The 19,406-nt window shown below is 70.8% G+C and carries 17 protein-coding genes; 4 read left to right on the plus strand and 13 right to left on the minus strand.

Translation table 11 applies throughout. From position 1 onward, the window contains the following. Positions 1-25: 25 nt before the first annotated feature. The 12 genes from BLV39_RS00290 to BLV39_RS00345 form a co-directional block, all read right to left on the minus strand. On the minus strand, positions 26-2,242 hold the full coding sequence (locus BLV39_RS00290) for an MMPL family transporter (RefSeq protein WP_239084142.1): 2,217 nt from the start codon (positions 2,240-2,242) through the stop codon (positions 26-28). 424 nt (positions 2,243-2,666) lie between these two features. Then, positions 2,667-3,806 (minus strand): acyl-CoA dehydrogenase family protein, encoded by a 1,140-nt coding sequence (locus BLV39_RS00295; RefSeq protein ID WP_090785893.1) that lies wholly within the window; start codon positions 3,804-3,806, stop codon positions 2,667-2,669. Positions 3,807-3,822: 16 nt separating this feature from the next. Next, complete coding sequence (locus BLV39_RS00300) at positions 3,823-5,352, minus strand: acyl-CoA carboxylase subunit beta (RefSeq protein WP_090785896.1); 1,530 nt, start codon at positions 5,350-5,352, stop codon at positions 3,823-3,825. A gap of 117 nt (positions 5,353-5,469) precedes the next feature. Beyond that, entirely contained in the window at positions 5,470-6,975 is a 1,506-nt protein-coding gene (locus BLV39_RS00305; RefSeq protein ID WP_176984716.1) for a chaplin family protein, read from the minus strand. A gap of 291 nt (positions 6,976-7,266) precedes the next feature. Next, positions 7,267-8,427 carry a hypothetical protein gene (locus BLV39_RS00310; RefSeq protein WP_090785900.1) on the minus strand — a complete coding sequence of 387 codons (1,161 nt, stop codon included), beginning with the start codon at positions 8,425-8,427 and terminating at the stop codon, positions 7,267-7,269. A 141-nt stretch (positions 8,428-8,568) separates the two neighbouring features. Continuing rightward, positions 8,569-9,906, minus strand: a complete 1,338-nt coding sequence (locus BLV39_RS00315; RefSeq protein ID WP_090785903.1) for an acetyl-CoA carboxylase biotin carboxylase subunit — start codon at positions 9,904-9,906, stop codon at positions 8,569-8,571. A 75-nt stretch (positions 9,907-9,981) separates the two neighbouring features. Then, positions 9,982-10,593 (minus strand): TetR/AcrR family transcriptional regulator, encoded by a 612-nt coding sequence (locus BLV39_RS00320; protein ID WP_090785905.1) that lies wholly within the window; start codon positions 10,591-10,593, stop codon positions 9,982-9,984. A 117-nt stretch (positions 10,594-10,710) separates the two neighbouring features. Further along, the gene (locus BLV39_RS00325; RefSeq protein WP_090785907.1) at positions 10,711-11,613 is read right to left on the minus strand and encodes a sulfurtransferase; all 903 of its coding nucleotides are present in this window, start codon (positions 11,611-11,613) and stop codon (positions 10,711-10,713) included. A 25-nt stretch (positions 11,614-11,638) separates the two neighbouring features. Beyond that, on the minus strand, positions 11,639-12,916 hold the full coding sequence (locus BLV39_RS00330) for an aminotransferase class V-fold PLP-dependent enzyme (RefSeq protein ID WP_090785909.1): 1,278 nt from the start codon (positions 12,914-12,916) through the stop codon (positions 11,639-11,641). Positions 12,917-12,951: 35 nt separating this feature from the next. Further along, positions 12,952-13,722, minus strand: coding sequence for an SGNH/GDSL hydrolase family protein (locus tag BLV39_RS00335; protein WP_090790972.1), 771 nt, complete (start codon positions 13,720-13,722; stop codon positions 12,952-12,954). A 54-nt stretch (positions 13,723-13,776) separates the two neighbouring features. Beyond that, positions 13,777-14,826 (minus strand): hypothetical protein, encoded by a 1,050-nt coding sequence (locus tag BLV39_RS00340; RefSeq protein ID WP_090785911.1) that lies wholly within the window; start codon positions 14,824-14,826, stop codon positions 13,777-13,779. Then, positions 14,823-15,350 (minus strand): SigE family RNA polymerase sigma factor, encoded by a 528-nt coding sequence (locus BLV39_RS00345; RefSeq protein WP_239084141.1) that lies wholly within the window; start codon positions 15,348-15,350, stop codon positions 14,823-14,825. Before BLV39_RS00345 ends, BLV39_RS00340 begins: the two co-directional genes overlap by 4 nt. A 109-nt stretch (positions 15,351-15,459) precedes the next feature. Here BLV39_RS00345 and BLV39_RS00350 point away from each other — a divergent pair, with 109 nt between their 5' ends. From BLV39_RS00350 to BLV39_RS00365, 4 genes are read left to right on the plus strand one after another with little or no spacing between them, the layout of a single operon-like run. Then, positions 15,460-17,226: a proline--tRNA ligase gene (locus BLV39_RS00350; RefSeq protein ID WP_090785915.1), complete on the plus strand. Its 1,767-nt coding sequence runs from the start codon at positions 15,460-15,462 to the stop codon at positions 17,224-17,226. A gap of 52 nt (positions 17,227-17,278) precedes the next feature. After that, complete coding sequence (locus BLV39_RS00355; protein ID WP_176984717.1) at positions 17,279-17,683, plus strand: CBS domain-containing protein; 405 nt, start codon at positions 17,279-17,281, stop codon at positions 17,681-17,683. A gap of 10 nt (positions 17,684-17,693) precedes the next feature. Then, positions 17,694-18,113, plus strand: a complete 420-nt coding sequence (locus BLV39_RS00360; RefSeq protein ID WP_090785919.1) for a SufE family protein — start codon at positions 17,694-17,696, stop codon at positions 18,111-18,113. Between the two features lie 19 nt (positions 18,114-18,132). Beyond that, the gene (locus BLV39_RS00365; protein ID WP_090785922.1) at positions 18,133-18,771 is read left to right on the plus strand and encodes a DsbA family oxidoreductase; all 639 of its coding nucleotides are present in this window, start codon (positions 18,133-18,135) and stop codon (positions 18,769-18,771) included. Between the two features lie 29 nt (positions 18,772-18,800). On the opposite strand, the gene BLV39_RS00370 is transcribed toward BLV39_RS00365, so the two are convergent. After that, positions 18,801-19,343 (minus strand): YbaK/EbsC family protein, encoded by a 543-nt coding sequence (locus BLV39_RS00370; protein WP_090785924.1) that lies wholly within the window; start codon positions 19,341-19,343, stop codon positions 18,801-18,803. Positions 19,344-19,406: the final 63 nt, after the last annotated feature.

Consider the following 19,406-nt stretch of genomic DNA (forward strand, 5'->3'; position numbering starts at 1 on the left):
ATTCCCGACAGAGGAAGACTGATTGTCAGGTGGAAATCGTTGTCTTGGGTGCAGAATCGGCCCTCGGCGCGGACACCGCAGCCGTGGCGCGAACGCGGGCGCCGCTGGCGAACCAGCGTTGGTGCAGCCGACGCAGGGGCGCCGGCGCCCACCAGTTCCACTCGCCGAGCAGGCTCATCAGCGCCGGCAGCAACAGGCCGCGGACCACGGTCACGTCGAGTACGACCGCGACCACCATGCCGAAGCCGATCTCCTTGACCGCGGTCAGGCCGCCGAGCAGGAAGCCGAGGAACACCACCGAGATGGACAGGGCGGCGGCGGTGACCACCGGGCCGGTCTTCGTGATGCCGGCGAGCACGGCCCGATCGCTGGCCGCGGCGTCGTCACTGGACCGGCGACGGCGTACCCGCCGATCCCATTCCTCCTTGATCCGCGCCAGCAGGAAGACCTCGTAGTCCATCGAGAGCCCGAAGATGAAGACGAAGAGCAGCACCGGCGTGGTCACGTCGATCGCGCCCCACGAGTCGAAGCCGAGCAACACGTCACCGACACCCCACTGGAACACCACGACCAGCACACCGAGCGTGCCGAGCAGCGTGAGCGCGTTCATCAGCAGGGCCTTGACCGGAATCACCAGCGAGCCGGTGAGTACGAACAGCAGGATCGCGGTAACCAGGAACAGCACGAGCACGGCGATCGGCAGCCGGCCCGCGACCGACTCCTGATAGTCGACCAGTTCGGCCGCCGGCCCACCGACCAGCAACGACACCGGGGTGTTCAGCGCGCGGATCTGGCGCACCAGGTCGCGCGAGGTCTGGTCGCCCGTCGCACCCTCCGGCGTGACGTCGATGATCGCGGCCCGACCCGGCACGTCGGGCCGAGGCTGCATCAGCACCACGCCGGGCATCGAGTTGAGCTGGTTGAGCAGGTCGCGCACGGCGGCCGTGGCCGGGTCCGCGTCGACCACGACCACCACCGGCTCCGCCCGGCCGACGTTGAAGTCGCGCTGCACCACCTCGTAGAGCTGGCGGGCCTCGGCCCGCGCGGGCAGCGCCCGGGCATCGGAGTTGGCCAGGTTGGCACCGAGCACGAACGGCAGCGACAGCACGATCAGGCCGACGGAGACGGCCAGCGCGACCGGGCCGGGCCGCGCCTGCGCGACGACGGCGAGCCTCGGCAGCAGGGCTTTGCGTGGTCGGGGCAGCCGGTCGAGAATCCAGTGGCGGGTGCCCTCGGCCGGTATCCGCCGGTGCGCGACAGCGATCAGCGCCGGCACCGCGGTCAGTCCGGCGGCGGTGGCCAGCACGACGACGACCGCACCGCCGAGGGCCATGCTGGCCAGCAGCGGTTCCGCGAAGGCGAAGAGCCCGAGCATCGCGGCCGCGACGGCCAACCCGGAGATCAAGACGGTCCGACCCGCGGTCTCGGTGGTACGGGCGAGCAGCTCGCCGGGTGCGGCAGTCAGGTCGTTCGCCCGCTCCTCGCGGAACCGCGCGATCATCAGGAGCGCGTAGTCCACCGCGAGCCCGATGCCCAGCAGGGTCACCACGTTGACGGTGAACTCGCCGACGTCGCCGAACGCGGTCAACAGCAGCAGCCCGAGCAGCGTCGCCGCGACGGACGCGAGGGCGGCGGCCAGCGGCACGAGCCCGACGACGAACCCGCCGAGGGTCAGGACCAGGACGATCAGGAGTACGGCGAGCGCGATGCTCTCACCGACAGCGGCGTCCCGGATCGCCTGCTCCTCGAACTCCCGCTCGGCGAGCTTCTCGCCACCCACCAGCACCTGAGGCGCGTCGATCCGGTGCAACGCGGCGACCACCAGGTCCTCTGTCCGCTCACGCTGCGCGTCGGCGAGCCCCGGCCGAAGCTCAACCTCCACAAGGGAGCTTCGGTTGTCGGCGCCGATCCGCCCACCGGGTGCGCTGTAGAGGTCGTCGACGGTCTTGACCCCGTCGATGCCACGGATCTCGCCGGCGATCTTCTGCACGTTCTCGACCAGCGGCGGGTCGTAGATGTCGCGATCCCGGATGACCGCGACGACCTTGTCGCCCTCCGGCTTGAGCTCCTGCACACGCCGATCGGCCTGCTGCGACTCGGAATCAGGCCGCAGGTTGTCGGTGCTGGCCAGCCGATCGAAGACCTGGCCGCCAAAGGCCGCACCGACGACGACCAGCACCAGCCACCCGGCCAGCACCGCCCACCGCCACCGCGCCATCGCCCGCCCGAGCGCACCGAACATGAGACCTCCCCGGATGGATACCGAGGAATGCAAACACCTCGAATTCCTCCGCACCACCCGGCGTTTGGCCGGGCTTTACGTCGGATATCCGCGCCGGCCGGCCGGATGCGGGCGAACGAAAAGCCCCCAGGCGAAGCGGCCGACGACCGTCAAACCAACCCGCGAGCATGCGTCCACTGCGTGAGCAGCGACCGGCCGGCGGCAACCAGCGGTGAACGAGCCGACCAGCCCTTGCCCAGCACCGCGGTGAGACGGAGAACCGCAAACCGTGGCGACCACGGCGACCAAGCGCGTCGCCGGCACACGCGAGGGAGCGTAGTGGCGCGGTCGTGTCGCGCGGTGTCGGCCGGCCGAGCGAAGCAAGGGCCGGCCGGCGCCGCGCGACACGACCTTAGAGCGCCACGAAGCGACTGAGCCCAGAAAACTAGAGTCCGAGATCCCGCGCGATCACCATGCGCTGGATCTCGGACGTACCCTCGCCGATTTCGAGGATTTTGGAGTCGCGCCAGAAGCGGGCGACGGGGAACTCGTTCATGAAGCCGTAACCGCCGTGGATCTGGGTGGCGTCGCGCGCGTTGTCCACCGCGCTTTCGCTGGCGTACAGCTTGGCGATCGCCGCCTTGCGTTTGAAGTCGCGGCCGGCCAGCATTTCGGCGGCGGCGTCGTGGTAGGCCAGGCGGCCCAGGTGGGCGCGCTTCTCCATGTCCGCGATCTTGAACTGGATCGCCTGGAAGCCGGCGATCGGCTGGCCGAAGGCGTGGCGCTCCTTGGCGTAGCGCACGGACTCGTCGACGCAACCCTGCGCCAGGCCGACGGCGAGCGCGGCGATCGCGATGCGGCCCTCGTCGAGGATGCGCAGGAACTGGGCGAAGCCTCGGCCACGCTCGCCGAGCAGGTTCTCGGCGGGGACGCGGACGTCTTCGAAGCTGAGCTCGTGGGTGTCGGAGGCGCACCAGCCGACCTTCGAGTAGCCCGGCGCTACCGTGAAGCCGGGCGTGCCCGACGGCACGATGATGGTCGACAGTTCCTTGCTGCCGTCGGGGCGGGTGCCGGTCACCGCGGTCACCGTGACGAACGACGTGATGTCGGTGCCCGAGTTGGTGATGAAGGCCTTCGCCCCGTTGATCACCCACTCGTCGCCGTCGAGGACGGCGCGGGTGGCGGTGCCGCCGGCGTCGCTGCCGAAGCCGGGCTCGGTCAGGCCGAAGCCGGCCAGTGCCTCGCCCCGCAGCAACGGCGGGAGCCAGCGGCGCTTCTGCTCCTCGGTGCCGAACCGGTAGATCGGCATGGCGCCCAGCGAGACCGCGGCCTCAAGGGTGATCGCCACGCTCGAGTCGATCCGGGCCAGCTCTTCGAGGGCCAGGCAGAGGGCGAAGTAGTCGCCGCCCATGCCGCCGTGCTCCTCGGCGAACGGCAGGCCGAACAGGCCCATCTTGCCCATCGCCGCGACGATGTCGTACGGGAAGGTGTGGTTGTCGTAGTGCTTGGCGATGACGGGCGCGACCACGTCGTTGGCGAACTCGCGGACGCTTTCCCGCAGCGCCTCGTGCTCTTCGTTGAGCATGGCGGGCTCCTTGTGGTTAGACGGGTGTCACGCCGTGGCGACGGCGGGAGAAGTGGCGGTCCTTGCCCTGGGCGGCCGCGTAGCGGGCGACCAGCTCGGCGCGCAGCAGCTCGGGCGGCACGATCGCGTCGATCACGAGCTCGCTCGCGAGGTGGACGATGTCGATGTCCCGCTCGTAGGCCTCGCGCCGCTCGCTGACGAAGGCGGCCCGCGCCTCCGGGTCCTCGATCGCGGCGATCTTGTTTGCGTAGACCGCGTTGACGGCGGCCTCGGCGCCCATCACCGCGATCTTCGCGGTCGGCAGGGCGATGGTCGCGTCGGGCATGAAACCGGGGCCGGCCATCGCATAAAGGCCGGCACCGTACGCCTTGCGGACCACGACGCAGATCTTCGGCACGGTGGCCTCGGAGATCGCGGTGATCATCTTGGCGCCGTGCCGGATGATCCCCTGCTTTTCGACGGCGGTGCCGACCATGAAGCCGGGCACGTCGGAGAGGAAGAGCAGCGGCACGTTGAACGCGTCGCAAAGCTGGACGAACCTGGTGGCCTTGTCGGCGGAGTCGACGAACAGCACGCCGCCCTTGAACATCGAGTTGTTGGCCACGACGCCGACCACCTGGCCGTCGAGACGGCCGAACCCGATCGTCAGCTCCTTCGCCCAGAGGGCCTGGATCTCGAAGAACGTGCCCTCGTCGAGCAGCCCCTTGGCGAACTTGCGCATGTCGAAGGCCTGCCGCTCGCTGGGCGGCACCATCGCGGCGAGGTCGGCCTGCGGCGGGGCGACCGCGGCAAGAGCCGGCGGCTGCTCGGTGTAGTTGGCCGGCAGGTAGGACAGGTAGCGGCGGACCGTCTCGAGCGCCTCGTCCTCGGTCTTGCAGAGGAAATGGCCGACGCCGGACTCGCGGGTGTGCACGGCGGCGCCGCCCATCGCCTCCAGCGTGGTCTTCTCACCGGTGACCATCTCGACCATGCGGTCGGAGCCGAGGTACATGCTGGCGTTGCCGTCGACCATCGCGACCACGTCGCAGAACGCCGGGATGTAGGCGCCGCCGGCCGCGGACGGGCCGAACAGCGCGCAGACCTGCGGGATCGAGCCGGAGGCGCGGACCTGGTTCCAGAAGATGTGCCCGGCGCCGCGGCGGCCGGGGAACAGGTCGACCTGGTCGGTGATCCGGGCGCCGGCCGAGTCGACCAGGTAGACCATCGGCAGGCCGGACTGATAGGCCCGCTCGATGATCCGGATGATCTTCTCGACGGTACGCGCGCCCCACGAGCCGGCCTTCACGGTCGAGTCGTTGGCCATCAGGCAGACCCGGCGGCCGTCGATGGTCGCCTGGCCGGTGATCACGCCGTCGGCCGGCAGGCCCTCGGCCAGGGCGTTGGCGTAGAGCCCGTCTTCGACGAAGGAGCCCTCGTCGACCAGATGGGCCACCCGCTCGCGGGCGAACATCTTGCCCTTGGCCGCGTTGGACGCGTGGTAGCGCTCCGCGCCACCGGCCCGGACCCGCTTGCCGAGCTGCTCGAGATCTTCGTCGTCGAGTGCCACACCGACCCCTTCGCCAACGCGACTGAACTATCGTTAAGGTACTACATCCGAATACGAAAGGGCCCCCGCAGGTCGCGGGGGCCCTTTTTCGTGCGGGTCGTGCGGTCGTGCGGTGGATCAGTTGAGGGCGAGCGCCCCGCCCTGGCTCTGCGCGAAGGCGACGCCACCGGCGGCGGCGATCGCGTTGCCGCTGATGTCGACCGGGATCTGGATCGGGGTGTACACCTGGGTGCCGTTGCCGATGCCGTAGTTCCCGGTGGTGATCAGGTTGGTGCCACCGCCGTTGGAGGCGACAGCGCCGCCACGCGGACCGCGCTGGTCGTGCTTCTTGCCGTGCTTGCCGTGACCACGGTCGTCGTCGTCGTAGTCGTCACCCTCGGTGGCACCGGCCGAGCGGGCGCCCGGCGCGTCGGCCATCTTGGGGGCGGCGGCTGCGGGGGCGGTGTTCTGCCCCAGCGACCCGACGACCGGCAGGCCGGCGACGACGGGGAGCGAGCCGAGAACCGGCAGCGCCTCGTCGCGGGCACCCTCGGAACGAGCGCTCTCGTTGAGAGCGATCGCGCCACCGTCGCACTGCGCGAACGCGACAGCCGCAGCACCGGCGATCGAGTTGCCGCAGACGTCGATCGGAATCTGGATCGGCGCGTACACCTGGGTGCCGTTGGCGATGCCGTAGTTGCCGGTCGTGATGACGTTGGTGCCCTCGGAGCGGGCGCTCTCGTTGACGGCGACCGCGCCACCGTCGCAAGCCGCGAACGCGACACCAGCGGCGGCGGCGATGCCGTTGCCGCAGATGCTGATCGGCGCCTGGATCGGCGCGTACAGCTGGGTGCCGTTGCCGATGCCGAAGTTGTTGCCGGTGAAGAGCGTCGTGCCGCCGTTGCCGCCGTTGTCACGGTGGCCACGGCCGTCGTGGTCACGGCCGTCGTGGCCACGACCGTCGTAGTCGTCGCCCTCCGCGCGAGCGCTCTCGTTGACCGCAGCCGCGCCGCCGTCGCACGAGGCGAAGGCAACCGCGCCGATCAGCGGGATCGAGTTGCCGCAGATGCTGATCGGAACCTGGATCGGCGCGTAGACCTGGGTGCCGTTCAGGATCCCGTAGTTGCCCGACGAGACGATGTTGGTCGCCTGGTCGTTCCAAGCACCCTTGTTCTTCTTGTGCTTCTTGCTGCCCTCGGCCATCGCGAGAGCCTCGTCGGAGGCGTCCTTGTGGCTCTTGTGGTAGCCACCGTCGTTCTTGTCGCTGCTCTCGCCGCCACCGTTGACGGCCAGGGCGCCACCGTCACACGCGGCGAACGCCACGCCGGCCGCGGCCGCGATGCCGTTGCCGCAGACGTCGATGACGGCCTGGATCGGCGCCACGAGCTGAGTGCCGTTGCCGATGCCGAAGTTGCCCGACGAGACGATGTTGCCGCCGCCGCCCACGCCGTTGACTGCGGCTGCGCCGCCGTCACACTGCGCGAACGCGACGCCGCCGGCGCCGGCGATGCTGTTGCCGCAGATGTCCGCGACGATCTGGATCGGCGTCACGACCTGGGTGCCGTTGCCGATGCCGAAGTTGCCGTTGGTGATGACGTCGGCCTGAGCCGCCGCCTGCGTCGCGAGCAGACCACCAGCCGCCATGACGCCAACGCTGATGGACTTGCGAACCCAAGTCTTCATTGGGTGAAGTGACCTTTCAATAATGTCAGTAAGAGGGTGTTGCCGTGGTGTCGCTGTCCGGGCGCGACGGTGCCGTGAGGTGCCCTGACTCCGCCTGTCGACGTGCGCCCAGGTGTGGTTCGTGATGTCCGGCCAGGGTTTCGCCGCTAGTGCGAGCGGTCATCGGAATCCCTGATCTGCCGCGCTACGCGGGCCGGGTGGCCCGGTGGGGCTGGTCGGCTCCTGCCCGTCGCCGGTGCAGGTCCTTCATCACTAGTCAGGTGAGACGGTCGGTTCCTCGGCGTCACGCCGCGGTACCACTGTGTCGGCCGATTTCGGCAGCAACTGGTAGGCCAGCATGCTGTCTGCGACCGACGAGGGAACGGTGGCGAACGCACCACCGCCCATCGGCGAACCCGCCGCATTGGCCGGGGTCCCCGAAGCACTGCCTTCACCCCGTGTGGGCACGGGATACGGCAGGCTGGGCGCATCGCCCTTGTTCCGGGACGACACGGTCTCGACCGCGCGTTCCGGCCGGCCGGCGTGCTGCCGGACGGTGCTCGTCTCGGTGTGAGCGGCCCGAAGTGTGGCCGGTGTGGCCGCACCCGGAGCGGTCGTGCCGGTCGTGCCGGATGACACGCCTCCGTGCACGCCGACGAGACCGTTGGGCGTGACAACCGAGGTTGGCCGGCCGCGGGGGCCGGGCAGAGTGCCGGTCACCGTCCTGGCCACCACGCCGACCGTGCTGAACAACGGCACCACGGCGAACCGCAGCATCGAGGTCATCGGGCGGAAGAACGCGGTGACCGGCGCGAGGGCCGGCAGGGCGACCTGAGCCACCGGGGTAAGCAGGGCGCCTGGGACGGCCAACGCTCGGGTGACCCCGAGCGGAGCGACCAGTCCGATGCCGGCCAACCCGCTGACGCGGGCTCCGGGCCGGTTCGCCGAGCGGTTCGACGACCCGTCAGGGACGCCGGCGCGGTCGGCCGTACGGACGGCGGCCTGGTCCGACCCGAGGGCCGGCGCCGCGTCCGCGATGGAGATGGAGCGTTTCGCCGTCGTACTGGGTGCGACAACGGCAACGGCGGGATCGGAGCTCACCCGCCGCATGGCGGTCCGGCCGGTCGGCACCGGCTGCTCGACGGGCGCGTGCGTCAGCACTGACGCCTTGGAGCCGTGCGTCGTTGCCGGCGCCAACGCTCCCCCGAGCAGACCTTCTGCCGTGCTCAACACCGGCTTCGCGGTTTCCAGCACGCCGCCCAGCGGCACGAGGACGGACCCCGTGCTCCGGTCGACGGGCTCCGCGGCAGCGGCTTGCGCCGCTGACGCGGAGAGCAGCCAGGCCGCCCCCGCGAGACCACCGACGACGAGCGTGCGGACCAGAACCCGGCGCGAGGTCTGGCGCTTGACGCGCGCGACTCCCGACCGAATCATGGGCCCGCCTTCCCGCTCGCCGGTTCGTTAGCGGTGGCGGTCCGGCCTGATTTGACCGGTTATGACCGCCACTGCCTTAGGTAACGAACTGGCCTGAACGGGGTCACGCAGGTGAATGGGAAAAAATGGTCATCTAGCCACTTATCGCATGCGTGCCACGATGCCGGTGTCGTAGTCGCCGGAGCGGAACTCGGCGTTGTCCAGCAGCTCGGCGAAGAACGGCAGGTTCTGCTTCGGACCCACGATCTCGAACGCGGCGACCGCGGCCCGCGCCCGTTCGAGCGCCTGCGCCCGGTCGTCGCCATACACAACGAGCTTGGCCATCAATGAGTCGTAGAACGGTGTCACGGTCGTCCCTGCGGCGTACCCCGAGTCGACCCGGACTCCCTCGCCGGCCGGCTCGACCCAGGTGGTGACCGCGCCGGGGCCGGGCAGGAACCGCTTCGGGTCCTCGGCGTTGATCCGCAGCTCGATCGCGTGTCCGCGGGGTGCGAGCGCGGCCGGGTCGAACGCCGGTGGCAGGCCGGACGCCACCCGTAGCTGCTCCTCGACCAGGTCGACGCCGTAGACGAGCTCGGTCACCGGGTGCTCGACCTGCAGCCGGGTGTTCATCTCCAGGAAGAAGAACTCGCCGGTCGCGGGCTCCAGCAGGCACTCGACGGTGCCCGCGTTGCGGTAGCCGACCGCCTCGCCGGCCCGCACGGCGGCGGCCAGCAGCCGGGCCCGCAGCTCCGGTGAGACCGCCGGCGACGGCGACTCCTCGGCGAGCTTCTGGTTGCGGCGCTGTACCGAGCACTCCCGCTCGCCGAGCGCCACGACGGTGCCGTCGGCCAGGCCCAGGATCTGCACCTCGACATGGCGTACGCGGGGGAAGTAGCGCTCGATCAGCACGGCGCCGTCGCCGAACATCCGCTCGGCGAACGCGCGGACCTTGTCGTACTCGGTGCGCAGCGCGGCCTCGTCGACGGCGACGCCCATGCCCATGCCACCGCCACCCGCCGCGGCCTTCACCATCACCGGGTAGCCGATCTCGGCGGCGGCCGACACCGCGGCGTCCACCGACGCGGCCGGGTCGGTGGTGCCGGGAGCGACCGGCACACCGGCGGCCGCCATCAGGTTGCGCGCGTTGATCTTGTCGCCCATCGCGCTGATCGCCTCGGGACTGGGACCGACCCAGATCAGGCCGGCCGCCTCGACCGCGCGGGCGAACTCGGCGTTCTCCGAGAGGAAGCCGTAGCCGGGGTGCACCGCCTGCGCGCCGGTGGTCTTCGCGGCGGCCAGGAGAGCCTCGACGTTGCGGTAGCTCTGCGCCACGCTGGCCGGACCGATCAGCACCGCCTCGTCGGCTTCCGTCACGAACGGCAGGTCCGCGTCGGCCTCGGAGTAGACGGCGATCGTGCGCACGCCGAGCCGGCGAGCGGTGCGGATCACCCGGCGGGCGATCTCGCCCCGGTTGGCGACCAGCAGAGACTCGATCATCAGAACTCCCCTCTCGGCGGGCGACACTGCCCGCGAACCATGTTTACCTGAGGGGTCGTTCAGCGTGGTGGCGGGTCAGGGTGTCGGGCGCAGGGCGGCCATCGTCGCGGCGCGGAGCAGCTCGGCGAGCCGGACGCGGTCGACCTCTCCGCCCAGGAACGGGGTGGAGTTCATCAGGCCGAACGCGGCGTGCGCCAGGGCCCGGGCCTCGGGCGCGGTGAGGTCAGGGCGGATCCGCAACAGCACCTTGACCCACTCTTCGACGTAGAGCCGCTGGAGCCGGCGGATCTGGCGGCGCGGGTCCTCCGGCAGCCGGTCGAGCTCGTGCAGGTGCAGGGCGATCACCGCGGGGTTGGCCAGCGCGAAGTCGACGTGGAACTCGACCAGCGACGGGAGGGCGGTCTCGCCCGGATGCCGTGCGACCCGCTCCCGGCCACCGGCCAGCAGCCCTTCGCTGACCGGGATCAGCGCGGCCACCAGCATGGCTTCCTTGCCGGCGAAATGGTGGTAGAGCGCGGGGCCGGTGACCCCGGCCGCGGACCCGATGTCGTCCATCGAGACGCCGTGATAGCCGCGGGAGGCGAACAGGCCGACCGCGATCTCGAGGATCTCCTCACGCCGCGACCGGCGCTTGGGCGGTGTGGACGCGGCGCTCAGGGCGGGGTCCGCTTGTTGTTCCAGCGTCACGTGGCCAGCCTAGCCAGCTGTCAAGACCAACAAGATGTCGCGATCTTGAATTTGGCCTAGTAATTGGGGGGGTTCTAGGGTGATTTGTCCGGCAGTTTGGCGTGCTGGACGTCACGTTCAGCGTTTGAGCGAGCCGGGCTTCTCGCCCTTGGCGATCGGCGACCGCACCAGATTGCCCCACTCGGTCCACGAGCCGTCGTAGTTGCGCACGTGGGTGAACCCGAGCAGGTGCTGCAACACGAACCAGGTGTGGCTGGAGCGCTCGCCGATCCGGCAGTACGCGATGACGTCGTCCCCTTCGGACAGCCCGAGCTGGTCCTCGTAGATGGCCCGCAGCTCGTCGGCCGACTTGAAGGTGCCGTCGTCGTTGGCCGCCGACTTCCACGGTTTGCTCACCGCACCCGGGATGTGCCCGCCGCGCAGCGCGCCCTCCTGCGGATAGGCCTCCATGGCCAGCAGCTTGCCCGTGTACTCGTCGGGCGAGCGCACGTCGACCAGCGGCCGGCCGGCCTGCACGTGCGCCAGCACCTGTTCGCGGAAGGCCCGGATCCGGGCGTCGTCGCGACGCGGCACCGGGTACGGGGTCGGCGCCCGGTGGGTCCGGTCCCGGGTCAGCTCCCGCCCCTCGGCGACCCACTTCTGCCGGCCGCCGTCGAGCAGCCGCACGTCCCGGTGGCCGAAAAGCGAGAACACCCAGAGGGCGTATGCCGCCCACCAGTTGAAATTGTCGCCGTAGAAGACCACGGTGTCGTCGCGGCTGATCCCCTTGGCGGCGCACAGCGCGGCGAAGCCCTCCGCGTCGACGTAGTCGCGGCTGACCTCGTCGTTGAGGTCGGTGTGCCAGTCGACCTTGATCGCGCCGGGGATGTGGCCCGACTCGTAGAGCAGCACGTCTTCGTCGGACTCGACGACCACCAGGCCGTCGCGGCCCAGGTTCTCCGCCAGCCACTCCGTGGTGACCAGGGACTGCGGGTCGGCGTACGCCTGCAGCCGAGGGTCCGGGTCCTTCGAAACGGGCATAAGACCAACGCTATACCCGTAACTCTCACACCAGGTCGCGAACGGCGCGCAGCGCCGCGTCGATGTGCTCCTCGCTGTTGGCGATGCCCGGGCCGAACCGCACGTACGTGGTCCGGTACGGCGTCGCGCTGGCCACCACCTTGGCCGCGGCGAGCCGACCCACCACCTCGTCGACCTGGAGGTTGCCGATGCGGCAACAGATCACGCCGGCGGACAACTCCGGGTCGCGCGGCGTCGCCAGCTCGACCCCGCCGATGCCGGCCAGCCCGTCCTTGAGTCGGGTGGCCAGCTCGCGGACCCGACCGGCGACCCGGTCCCGGCCGATGTTCTCGTACAGGTGGAACGCCTCGGCGAGGGCCCACCGGTGCTCGAAGCTGTGATAGCCGCCGGGCGTCGCGGCCGGGCCGGGCGGTGTCAGCGCCTTGCCCGCGGTCAGCCAGGCGACCAGGCTGCGCCCGTCGAAGGACGGCACGCTCGGCGCGAACCGGGACCAGCCGCGATCGGAGCCCCAGATCAGGCCCGTGCCGCGCGGGCCGTGCAGCCACTTGTGGCAACCGGACACGAGGAAGTCGCAGCCCAGGCTCTCGGGTGTCGCGTCGACGGCACCGAACCCGTGCACCCCGTCGACGCAGAGCAGCACGTCGCGGCCGGCCAGGGCATCGGCGATCGCCCGGATCGGCAGCCGGACCCCGGTGCTGGAGTGCACCCAGGTCACCGCGACCACCCGGGTACGCGGCCCGACCGCGGCCGTCAGCTTGCCGACGATCTCGTCGACGGACGCCGTGGCGGGGTCGGAGTAGAGCTCGATCTGCCGGACCGCGACCCCGTCGCGCAAGGTGCGCAACCGCAACGCCTCGTGCGTCGCGTAGAAGTCGTGCTTGGTGGTCAGCACCTCGTCGCCCGCGCCGAGCCGCAGGCCGCCGTAGAGCAGACCGAGCCCGAGCGTCGTGGAGTCGGTGAACGCCACCCGGTCGCTCCCGTTGCCGAGGTAGTTCATGACCGCGCTGGCCACCCTGCGGTCGGCTTGCGCCTCGTGCGCGTGCAGGTAGCCGATCGGGTCCCGGTCGAACCCGGCGCGGTGCTGCTCGATCGCGGCACGGACCCCGGCGGGATGCGGTGCGAAGACGAAGGTGGACAGGTGCGCCACGGTCGGGTCCAGCGCGAACTGGGCCCGGACGCTCGCCCAGTCATGCGGGTCGAACGGCGGTGTCGCGGCCGGCTCACCACCCTCACACGCCGCGACGCCCAACAGGCCCACGGCGGCGGTGGCGCCCAGCAGACCTCGGCGGCTTAGCTGTGCCATGCGGGACAGTGAACACCGTCGAGGTCACACGTGGGTCAACCAAGCTCGCCGAACGGGGACAACTCCGGGCGCTTCGCCGTGACCAGGTCGCCCGACGAGCGGCCGGTCAGCCGACGCTTGACCCAGGGCGCGAGGTGCCGGCCGGCCCAGAGCGCGTCGGCCGCGCGGGCCTTCAGCCAGCGCGCCGACGGCAGCCACGCCTGCGGGACCAACCATTCCGGATCCGCCTGTACGCCCAGCGCGGTCAGCACATGCCCGGCGACCCGGCGGTGCCCGGCGGCCGACAGGTGCAGCCGGTCCTGGCCCCACATCACCGGGTTGTGGAACTCGTCGTCGGCGAACAGGTCGATCATGTGCGCGCCGTAGCGGTCCGCGGTCTCGCCGACGGCGCGGTTCAGGACGGCCGCCCGCGGACCGATGATCCGCTGACCGGGCAGCCGCGAGGTGACGTCGGCGAACCGGAAGACGATGACGTCGGCACCGGTCGAGCGCAGCTCACGGACCACCGAGTCGAACCGGCCCATCAGGCTCTCCGGATCGAACGAGCGGCGCAGCACGTCGTTGCCGCCGGCGGCGAAGCTGATCAGGTCCGGCTTCATCGCCACCGCGGCCGGCACCTGCTCGTCGACCACGTTCGGGAACAGCCGCCCCCGGATAGCCAGGTTGGCGTAGCGGAAGTCGGGCCGGTCGGCCGCCAACCGCGCCGCGACCAGGTCGGCCCACCCGCGATAGGTGCCGTCCGGGTAGGGATCGTCCATTCCCTCGGTGAAGCTGTCCCCGACCGCTACGTAGCTACCCCAACGCACATCGCGCATTCTGGCACTGACTGCAGTGAACGACACCCGTACGTGTCGGCAACATCACCTCGCCACGAAGGAGACCTGGTTGTCGTCCGGTGTGGCGTCTCCGGTGGCGCCCATGGACAGGATTCCGCCGGCCGGTCGCATGCCCCGCGGGTAGACCAGCCGCATCGTCACCGTCGTGCGGTCGCCGGGGAGCAGCGGCTTCAGCGTGACCTCGAGCCGCAGCGGCGGGTCGGCCCACTGGACGAGATCCGGGTGATCGGTGGCGGCCCCGATCATCGACCGGACCGTCATCGGGACCGGCGTCTCGAGCGTCACCTTCGCGGCGCCGAGGGTGATGGTGCCCGCGTTCTCGACCGTGAGCTCCAGGTCGCCGGCCCGGTCGCCGGCAGCGTTGCTGACCAGCCGGACCGGCTTGGCCGAGATCCGCACGTCGTACGCCGCCGGTGGGAACGACTTCGGACCGCTGGTCTGACTGAACCCGGTGCCGTTCCACTCGTACGTCCGTCGTTGTCGCTCGGCGGTCGCGACCGCCCCGTCGCGCCAGATCACCTCGACCAGGCCAGGAGGGCCGACCTGGGTCTCGGCGATGAACGCGCCACCGACCACCGGCCGGTCCGTCACGACCTGGCCCAACGTGGCGACCGTGCCGTCCGGCGCCCGGTGCAGGGCCAGCACCTGGTTCTCCCCAACCTGGCAGCGCAACACCACCAGAGCGTCGCCCGTGCCGTCCCGGTCGACGTCGCCGAGCGTCACCGGACCCCACCTGGCCAACTCCGGGCCCGGGTCGGACAGCCGGACGTCGCCGGCCGGGCACCCGGCGGTCTGCCAGACCGGCACGCGCACGGTCGCCGCTGTCACCTCGCCCTCGGTGAGCGGGTTGCCGGTGCGTTCGTCGGCGGGTCCCACAGGCCTGCGGTCGAACCCGGGTTGTCCGGCGAAGGCGAACCCGCCGGCCGTCAGCACCACCGCGACGGCCGTAGCCGTGGCCGCCACCTGCCGCCGCGCGGTCTGCCGCGAGGTGGCCCGGGCCCGATCGCTCAGGTCGACGGGGCGCACCTCGTCAGCCAGGTCGGCCAGTGCGGTGCGAAGGTCGTCGGGGTTCATCGCGTTGGTCCTTTCGCGTGCACGACGTAGAGGTCGGAGAGCTCGGGCGCCACGGCGCGGAGCCTGGCCAGCGCCCGCGCGGTCTGGCTCTTCACCGTGCCGATCGAGACGCCGAGCAGGTCGGCCGCCTCGGCCTCGGTGTGGTCCTCGAAGAAGCGCAGGACGAGGACCGCCCGCTGGCGGTTGGTCAGCCGCATCAGCGCGTTGCGGAGGGTGATCCGGACCGCGGCCTGGTTGGCGTGGTCGACGCCGGCCGCTCGGGCACGAGGCTCGGGGAGGTCGCCGGTCAGCCACTCGGGCCGCCGACCGTGCCGCCGCCACCAAGAGACCTGGAGGTGGTACATCGTGCGGCGGGTGTACGCCTCGGCGTTCTCCGACGCGTCCAACCGGCGCCACGAGCGATGCGTGCGGGCCAGTGCGGTCTGGACGAGGTCCTCGGCCAGATGCTGGTCACCGGTCAGCAGGTACGCGGATCGGAGCAGGGCCGGTGTGCGCGCCCGGACGAAGTCGTCGAACTCGTCCACCCTGGTTCCTCCTCGCGTCGTCACCCCAGACGAAGAAACAGCCGTGAATGGTTGCCGGTCGGGCCAAAGTCGTTCGACTCTCTTTCAGAGTCCGGCCTAAGCTGCGCGAATGCTGCTCCGTATGGCCACGTTGTTCCTGCGCACGCTGCGCGAGGATCCGGCCGACGCCGAAGTCGCCAGCCACCGCCTGCTGCTGCGGGCCGGATACATCCGGCGGGCCGCGCCAGGCGGGTTCACGATGCTGCCGCTGGGCAAGCTGGTGCTCGACCGCGTCACCGAGGTGGTCCGGTCGGAGTTGGCCGAGGTCGGTGCGCAGGAGGTGCAGTTCCCGGCGCTGCTGCCGCGCGAGCCCTACGAGACAAGCGGACGCTGGGTCGAGTACGGCGACGGCATCTTCACCCTGGCCGATCGGCGGGGTGCCGAGTTCCTGCTGGCGCCCACCCACGAGGAGATGTTCGCGCTCCTGGTGCGCGACCTGTTCAGCTCCTACCGCGACTATCCGGTGCTGCTCTACCAGGTGCAGACCAAGTTCCGTGACGAGGCGCGGCCCCGGGCCGGACTGCTGCGCGGCCGCGAGTTCCTGATGAAGGACGCCTACTCGTTCGATCTGGACGACGCCGGTCTCGCCGCCTCCTACGCAACCATGCGCGCGGCGTACCAGCGGATCTTCGACCGGCTCGGGATGAGCTACACGATCGTCAAGGCGATGTCCGGGCTGATGGGCGGCTCGGCGTCCGAGGAGTTCCTGGCGACCGCGCCGGCCGGCGAGGACACCTACGTGGGCTGTGCCGCCTGCGCGTACGCCGCGAACACCGAGGCCGTGGTGACCCCTGCGGTGGAGGCCACCGACCCGGCCGCGCGGCCCGCGGCGACCACGCACGACACCCCGGAGACGCCGACCATCGAGTCGCTGGTCGCCCTGGCCAACGCGCGTGGGCTCGGCGGCCGCACCGACTGGACCGCCGCCGACACCCTCAAGAACGTGGTCGTCACGGTGACTCCCCCCGGTGGGAAGGGTGCCCCGCTGGTGATCGGCGTGCCCGGCGACCGGGAGGTCGACCTCAAGCGCCTGGCCGCCGCCCTCGAGCCCGCCACGGTCGCGATGTTCGACGACTGGGCCGCCCACCCCTTCCTGGTCCGGGGTTACATCGGCCCGCAGGTGCTCGCCGGGCTCGGCATCCGCTACCTCGTGGATCCCCGGGTCGCCGTCGGCACCTCTTGGCTGACCGGCGCCAACGAGGCCGGCCGGCACGCGATCGACGTGACGCACGGGCGGGACTTCGTCGCCGACGGCACGATCGAGGCGGCCGAGGTGCGCGCCGGCGACCCCTGCCCCGCCTGCGGCGAAGGCACCCTGACCATGCGCCGGGGCATCGAGATCGGCCACGTCTTCCAGCTCGGCCGCCGGTTCACCGACGCGTTCTCGGTCGACGCGCTGGGTGCCGACGGCAAGCCGGTCCGGCCGACGATGGGCTCGTACGGCATCGGCATCTCCCGGGCGGTCGCGGCGATCGCCGAGCAGCACCACGACGAGCGCGGCCTGGTCTGGCCGGCCGCGGTGGCGCCGGTCGACGTGCACGTGGTCGCCGCGGGCAAGGGCGACCAGATCGCCGGCGCGCTCGCGCTCGGCGAGCGGCTGCACAGGATGGGCCTGCGGGTCCTGGTCGACGACCGCGCCAACGTCTCGCCGGGGGTCAAGTTCACCGACGCCGAGCTCATCGGCGTCCCGGTGACGGTCGTGGTCGGCCGCCGATTCGCCGAGGGATACGTCGAGTTGCGCGACCGGGCGACCGGTGAGCGAACCGACCTCTCCGTCGAGGAGGTCGCTGACGCGATCGCGACTCGCACGGCGATTTCCGGCGTACCGTCGGCTTAGCTGAGCGAAGGCTGGGAAGGTTCCGGCGGCACGACGGGGAGCGGGAGGGGCCGTGGCCACTGTGCGAGTTGCGGACGTCATGACCAAGCGGATCGTTTACCTGCCGGCGGAGACGCCGCTCGACGAGGCCGCCCGCGCGATGGCCGAAACCGACATCGGTGACGTGGTGGTGACCGACGGAGCCAACCTGGCGGGGATGGTCACCGACCGCGACATCGTCACCCGGTCCGTCGCGACCAACCGCAAGCCGTCGTCCGTGACGCTCGGCGAGGTGGCGGTCCGCGAGATCGTGATCATCGAGCAGTCGGCCACCCTCAAGGAGGCGGCCGAGCTCATGCGGCGGCGATCGGTCCGCCGGATCCTGGTGGCCGACACCGACCGCCAGCTCGTCGGCATCATCGCCATGGGTGACCTGGCCCTCATCCACGAGACGGCAACCACCGCTCAGCGCAACTAACGTAGGGGTCATGCCGCCGAAATTGGCCGAGATCGTCGACGAGTTCCGTTCCGCACCGCGCGACGTGGTGCTGGAGATGCTGCTCGAGTACTCGGACGCCGTGCCGGCGTTGCCGCCCGAGATGGTGGGCCACGCCGGCATGGAACCCGTACCCGAGTGCCAGACGCCGTTCTTCCTCAAGGCCGTGGTGGCCGCGGACAAGACCGTGACGACCTGGTTCGACTGCCCGCCGGAGGCGCCGACGACGCGCGCCTTCGCCGGCATCCTGGCCGAGGGGCTCTCGGGCGCCAGCGCCGACGAGGTGCTCTCCGTGCCCGACGACCTCTACCAGCAGATGGGCCTGGCCCAGGCGATCAGCCCGCTGCGGGTACGCGGCGGCGGCGCGATTCTGGCGCGGCTCAAGCGGCAGGTGCGGGAACAGATCGCCTGAGTCGCGGGTTGGGGCTGGCGTGGAGATCGAAATCTACGCCGATGTCGTGTGCCCCTGGTGCTACATCGGCAAGCGGCGGCTGGAAAAGGCGCTCGACTCGTACCCCGGTGACGTGACCATCCGATACCGGCCGTTCCAGCTCGACCCGTCCCCCGTGCCGCACCCGGTGCCGACCATCGAGGCGCTCGCGCACAAGTTCGGTGGCCCCGAGCGAGCCCGCCAGATCACCGAGCACACCGCGCAGACCGCGGCCCGGGATGGTCTGGACATCGACTTCGCCCGGTCGCTGGCGGCCAACACGTTCGACGCGCACCGCGTGGTTCAGCTCGCCGACCAGGTCGGCAAGTCGGGCGAGATGGTCGAGGCCCTCTACGAGGCGCACTTCGTCGACGGGGTGGACGTCGGCTCGCACAAGGAGCTCGCCCGCCTGGCCGGCACGATCGGCCTGGACGAGGCGGAGGCAGCGGAATACCTGCAGTCGGGCGGAGGCGCCGAGGAGGTACGCGCCGCGCTGGCCGAGGCCCGCGAGCTCGGCATCACCGCGGTGCCGATGTTCATCTTCGCCGGCAAGTACGGCGTGAGCGGCGCGCAGGAGGTGGCCACCCTGCTCGAGGTGCTGGCCGAGGTCGAGAAGCGCGAGGCGGCCGCGACTAGTTGATCTTCATGTTCCACGTGGAACATGAGTGATCAGCGCGCCAGATCCTCGACCACCTGCGCGTTGGGCAGCAACGCGAGTGCGGCACCCGGCAGCTCGATCTTGCTGTGCCGCACGCCCGACCCAATGATCACCCGCGTCGTGCCGGCGACGCGGGCGTCGACCAGGATCGGCCAGTCGGCCGGCAACCCGATCGGCGTGATGCCCCCGTACTCCATCCCGGTCAGCGTCACGGCCTCGTCCATCGGCGCGAAGCTGGCCTTGCGGGCGTCGAGCAGCTTCCGCACGATGCCGTTGACATCGGCGCGCGTGGTGGCGAGCACCAGACACGCGGCGTAGCGGACCTCGCCACCGCGCTTGCCGGCCACGATCACGCAGTTGGCCGAGACGTCCAGCCCGACCTCGTACGCCTCGCAGAACGCCGCGGTGTCCGCGAGGTCGGCATCGATCGGCGCGACCAGGATGTCCTCGACCGGCACGGCCGCGTCACCAGGCCACCGCTCGAGAGCCTCGACTACCGGCTTGGCCAACAGGTCGGTCCGGCCGAGCGCCGGCTCAGTCTTGAGCGTTCCCATCACAGCGCCGATCCTCGCACGCGGCCATCCAGAGTCGGACCTTCCGCGCCACCTGTCTCACCC

It is taken from the genome of Asanoa ishikariensis (genome assembly GCF_900107455.1).
GTDB classification, from domain to species: domain Bacteria; phylum Actinomycetota; class Actinomycetes; order Mycobacteriales; family Micromonosporaceae; genus Asanoa; species Asanoa ishikariensis.

What these genes read in the sequence shown, in the direction of transcription:
- BLV39_RS00370 (WP_090785924.1), bottom strand. Translation starts at nt 19,343, where the DNA reads ATGGGAACGCTCAAGACTGAGCCGGCGCTCGGCCGGACCGACCTGTTG.
- BLV39_RS00310 (WP_090785900.1), bottom strand. Translation starts at nt 8,427, where the DNA reads ATGATTCGGTCGGGAGTCGCGCGCGTCAAGCGCCAGACCTCGCGCCGG.
- BLV39_RS00295 (WP_090785893.1), bottom strand. Translation starts at nt 3,806, where the DNA reads ATGCTCAACGAAGAGCACGAGGCGCTGCGGGAAAGCGTCCGCGAGTTC.
- BLV39_RS00350 (WP_090785915.1), top strand. Translation starts at nt 15,460, where the DNA reads ATGCTGCTCCGTATGGCCACGTTGTTCCTGCGCACGCTGCGCGAGGAT.
- BLV39_RS00330 (WP_090785909.1), bottom strand. Translation starts at nt 12,916, where the DNA reads ATGGCACAGCTAAGCCGCCGAGGTCTGCTGGGCGCCACCGCCGCCGTG.
- BLV39_RS00290 (WP_239084142.1), bottom strand. Translation starts at nt 2,242, where the DNA reads ATGTTCGGTGCGCTCGGGCGGGCGATGGCGCGGTGGCGGTGGGCGGTG.
- BLV39_RS00325 (WP_090785907.1), bottom strand. Translation starts at nt 11,613, where the DNA reads ATGCCCGTTTCGAAGGACCCGGACCCTCGGCTGCAGGCGTACGCCGAC.
- BLV39_RS00305 (WP_176984716.1), bottom strand. Translation starts at nt 6,975, where the DNA reads ATGGCGGCTGGTGGTCTGCTCGCGACGCAGGCGGCGGCTCAGGCCGAC.
- BLV39_RS00315 (WP_090785903.1), bottom strand. Translation starts at nt 9,906, where the DNA reads ATGATCGAGTCTCTGCTGGTCGCCAACCGGGGCGAGATCGCCCGCCGG.
- BLV39_RS00360 (WP_090785919.1), top strand. Translation starts at nt 17,694, where the DNA reads ATGCCGCCGAAATTGGCCGAGATCGTCGACGAGTTCCGTTCCGCACCG.
- BLV39_RS00340 (WP_090785911.1), bottom strand. Translation starts at nt 14,826, where the DNA reads ATGAACCCCGACGACCTTCGCACCGCACTGGCCGACCTGGCTGACGAG.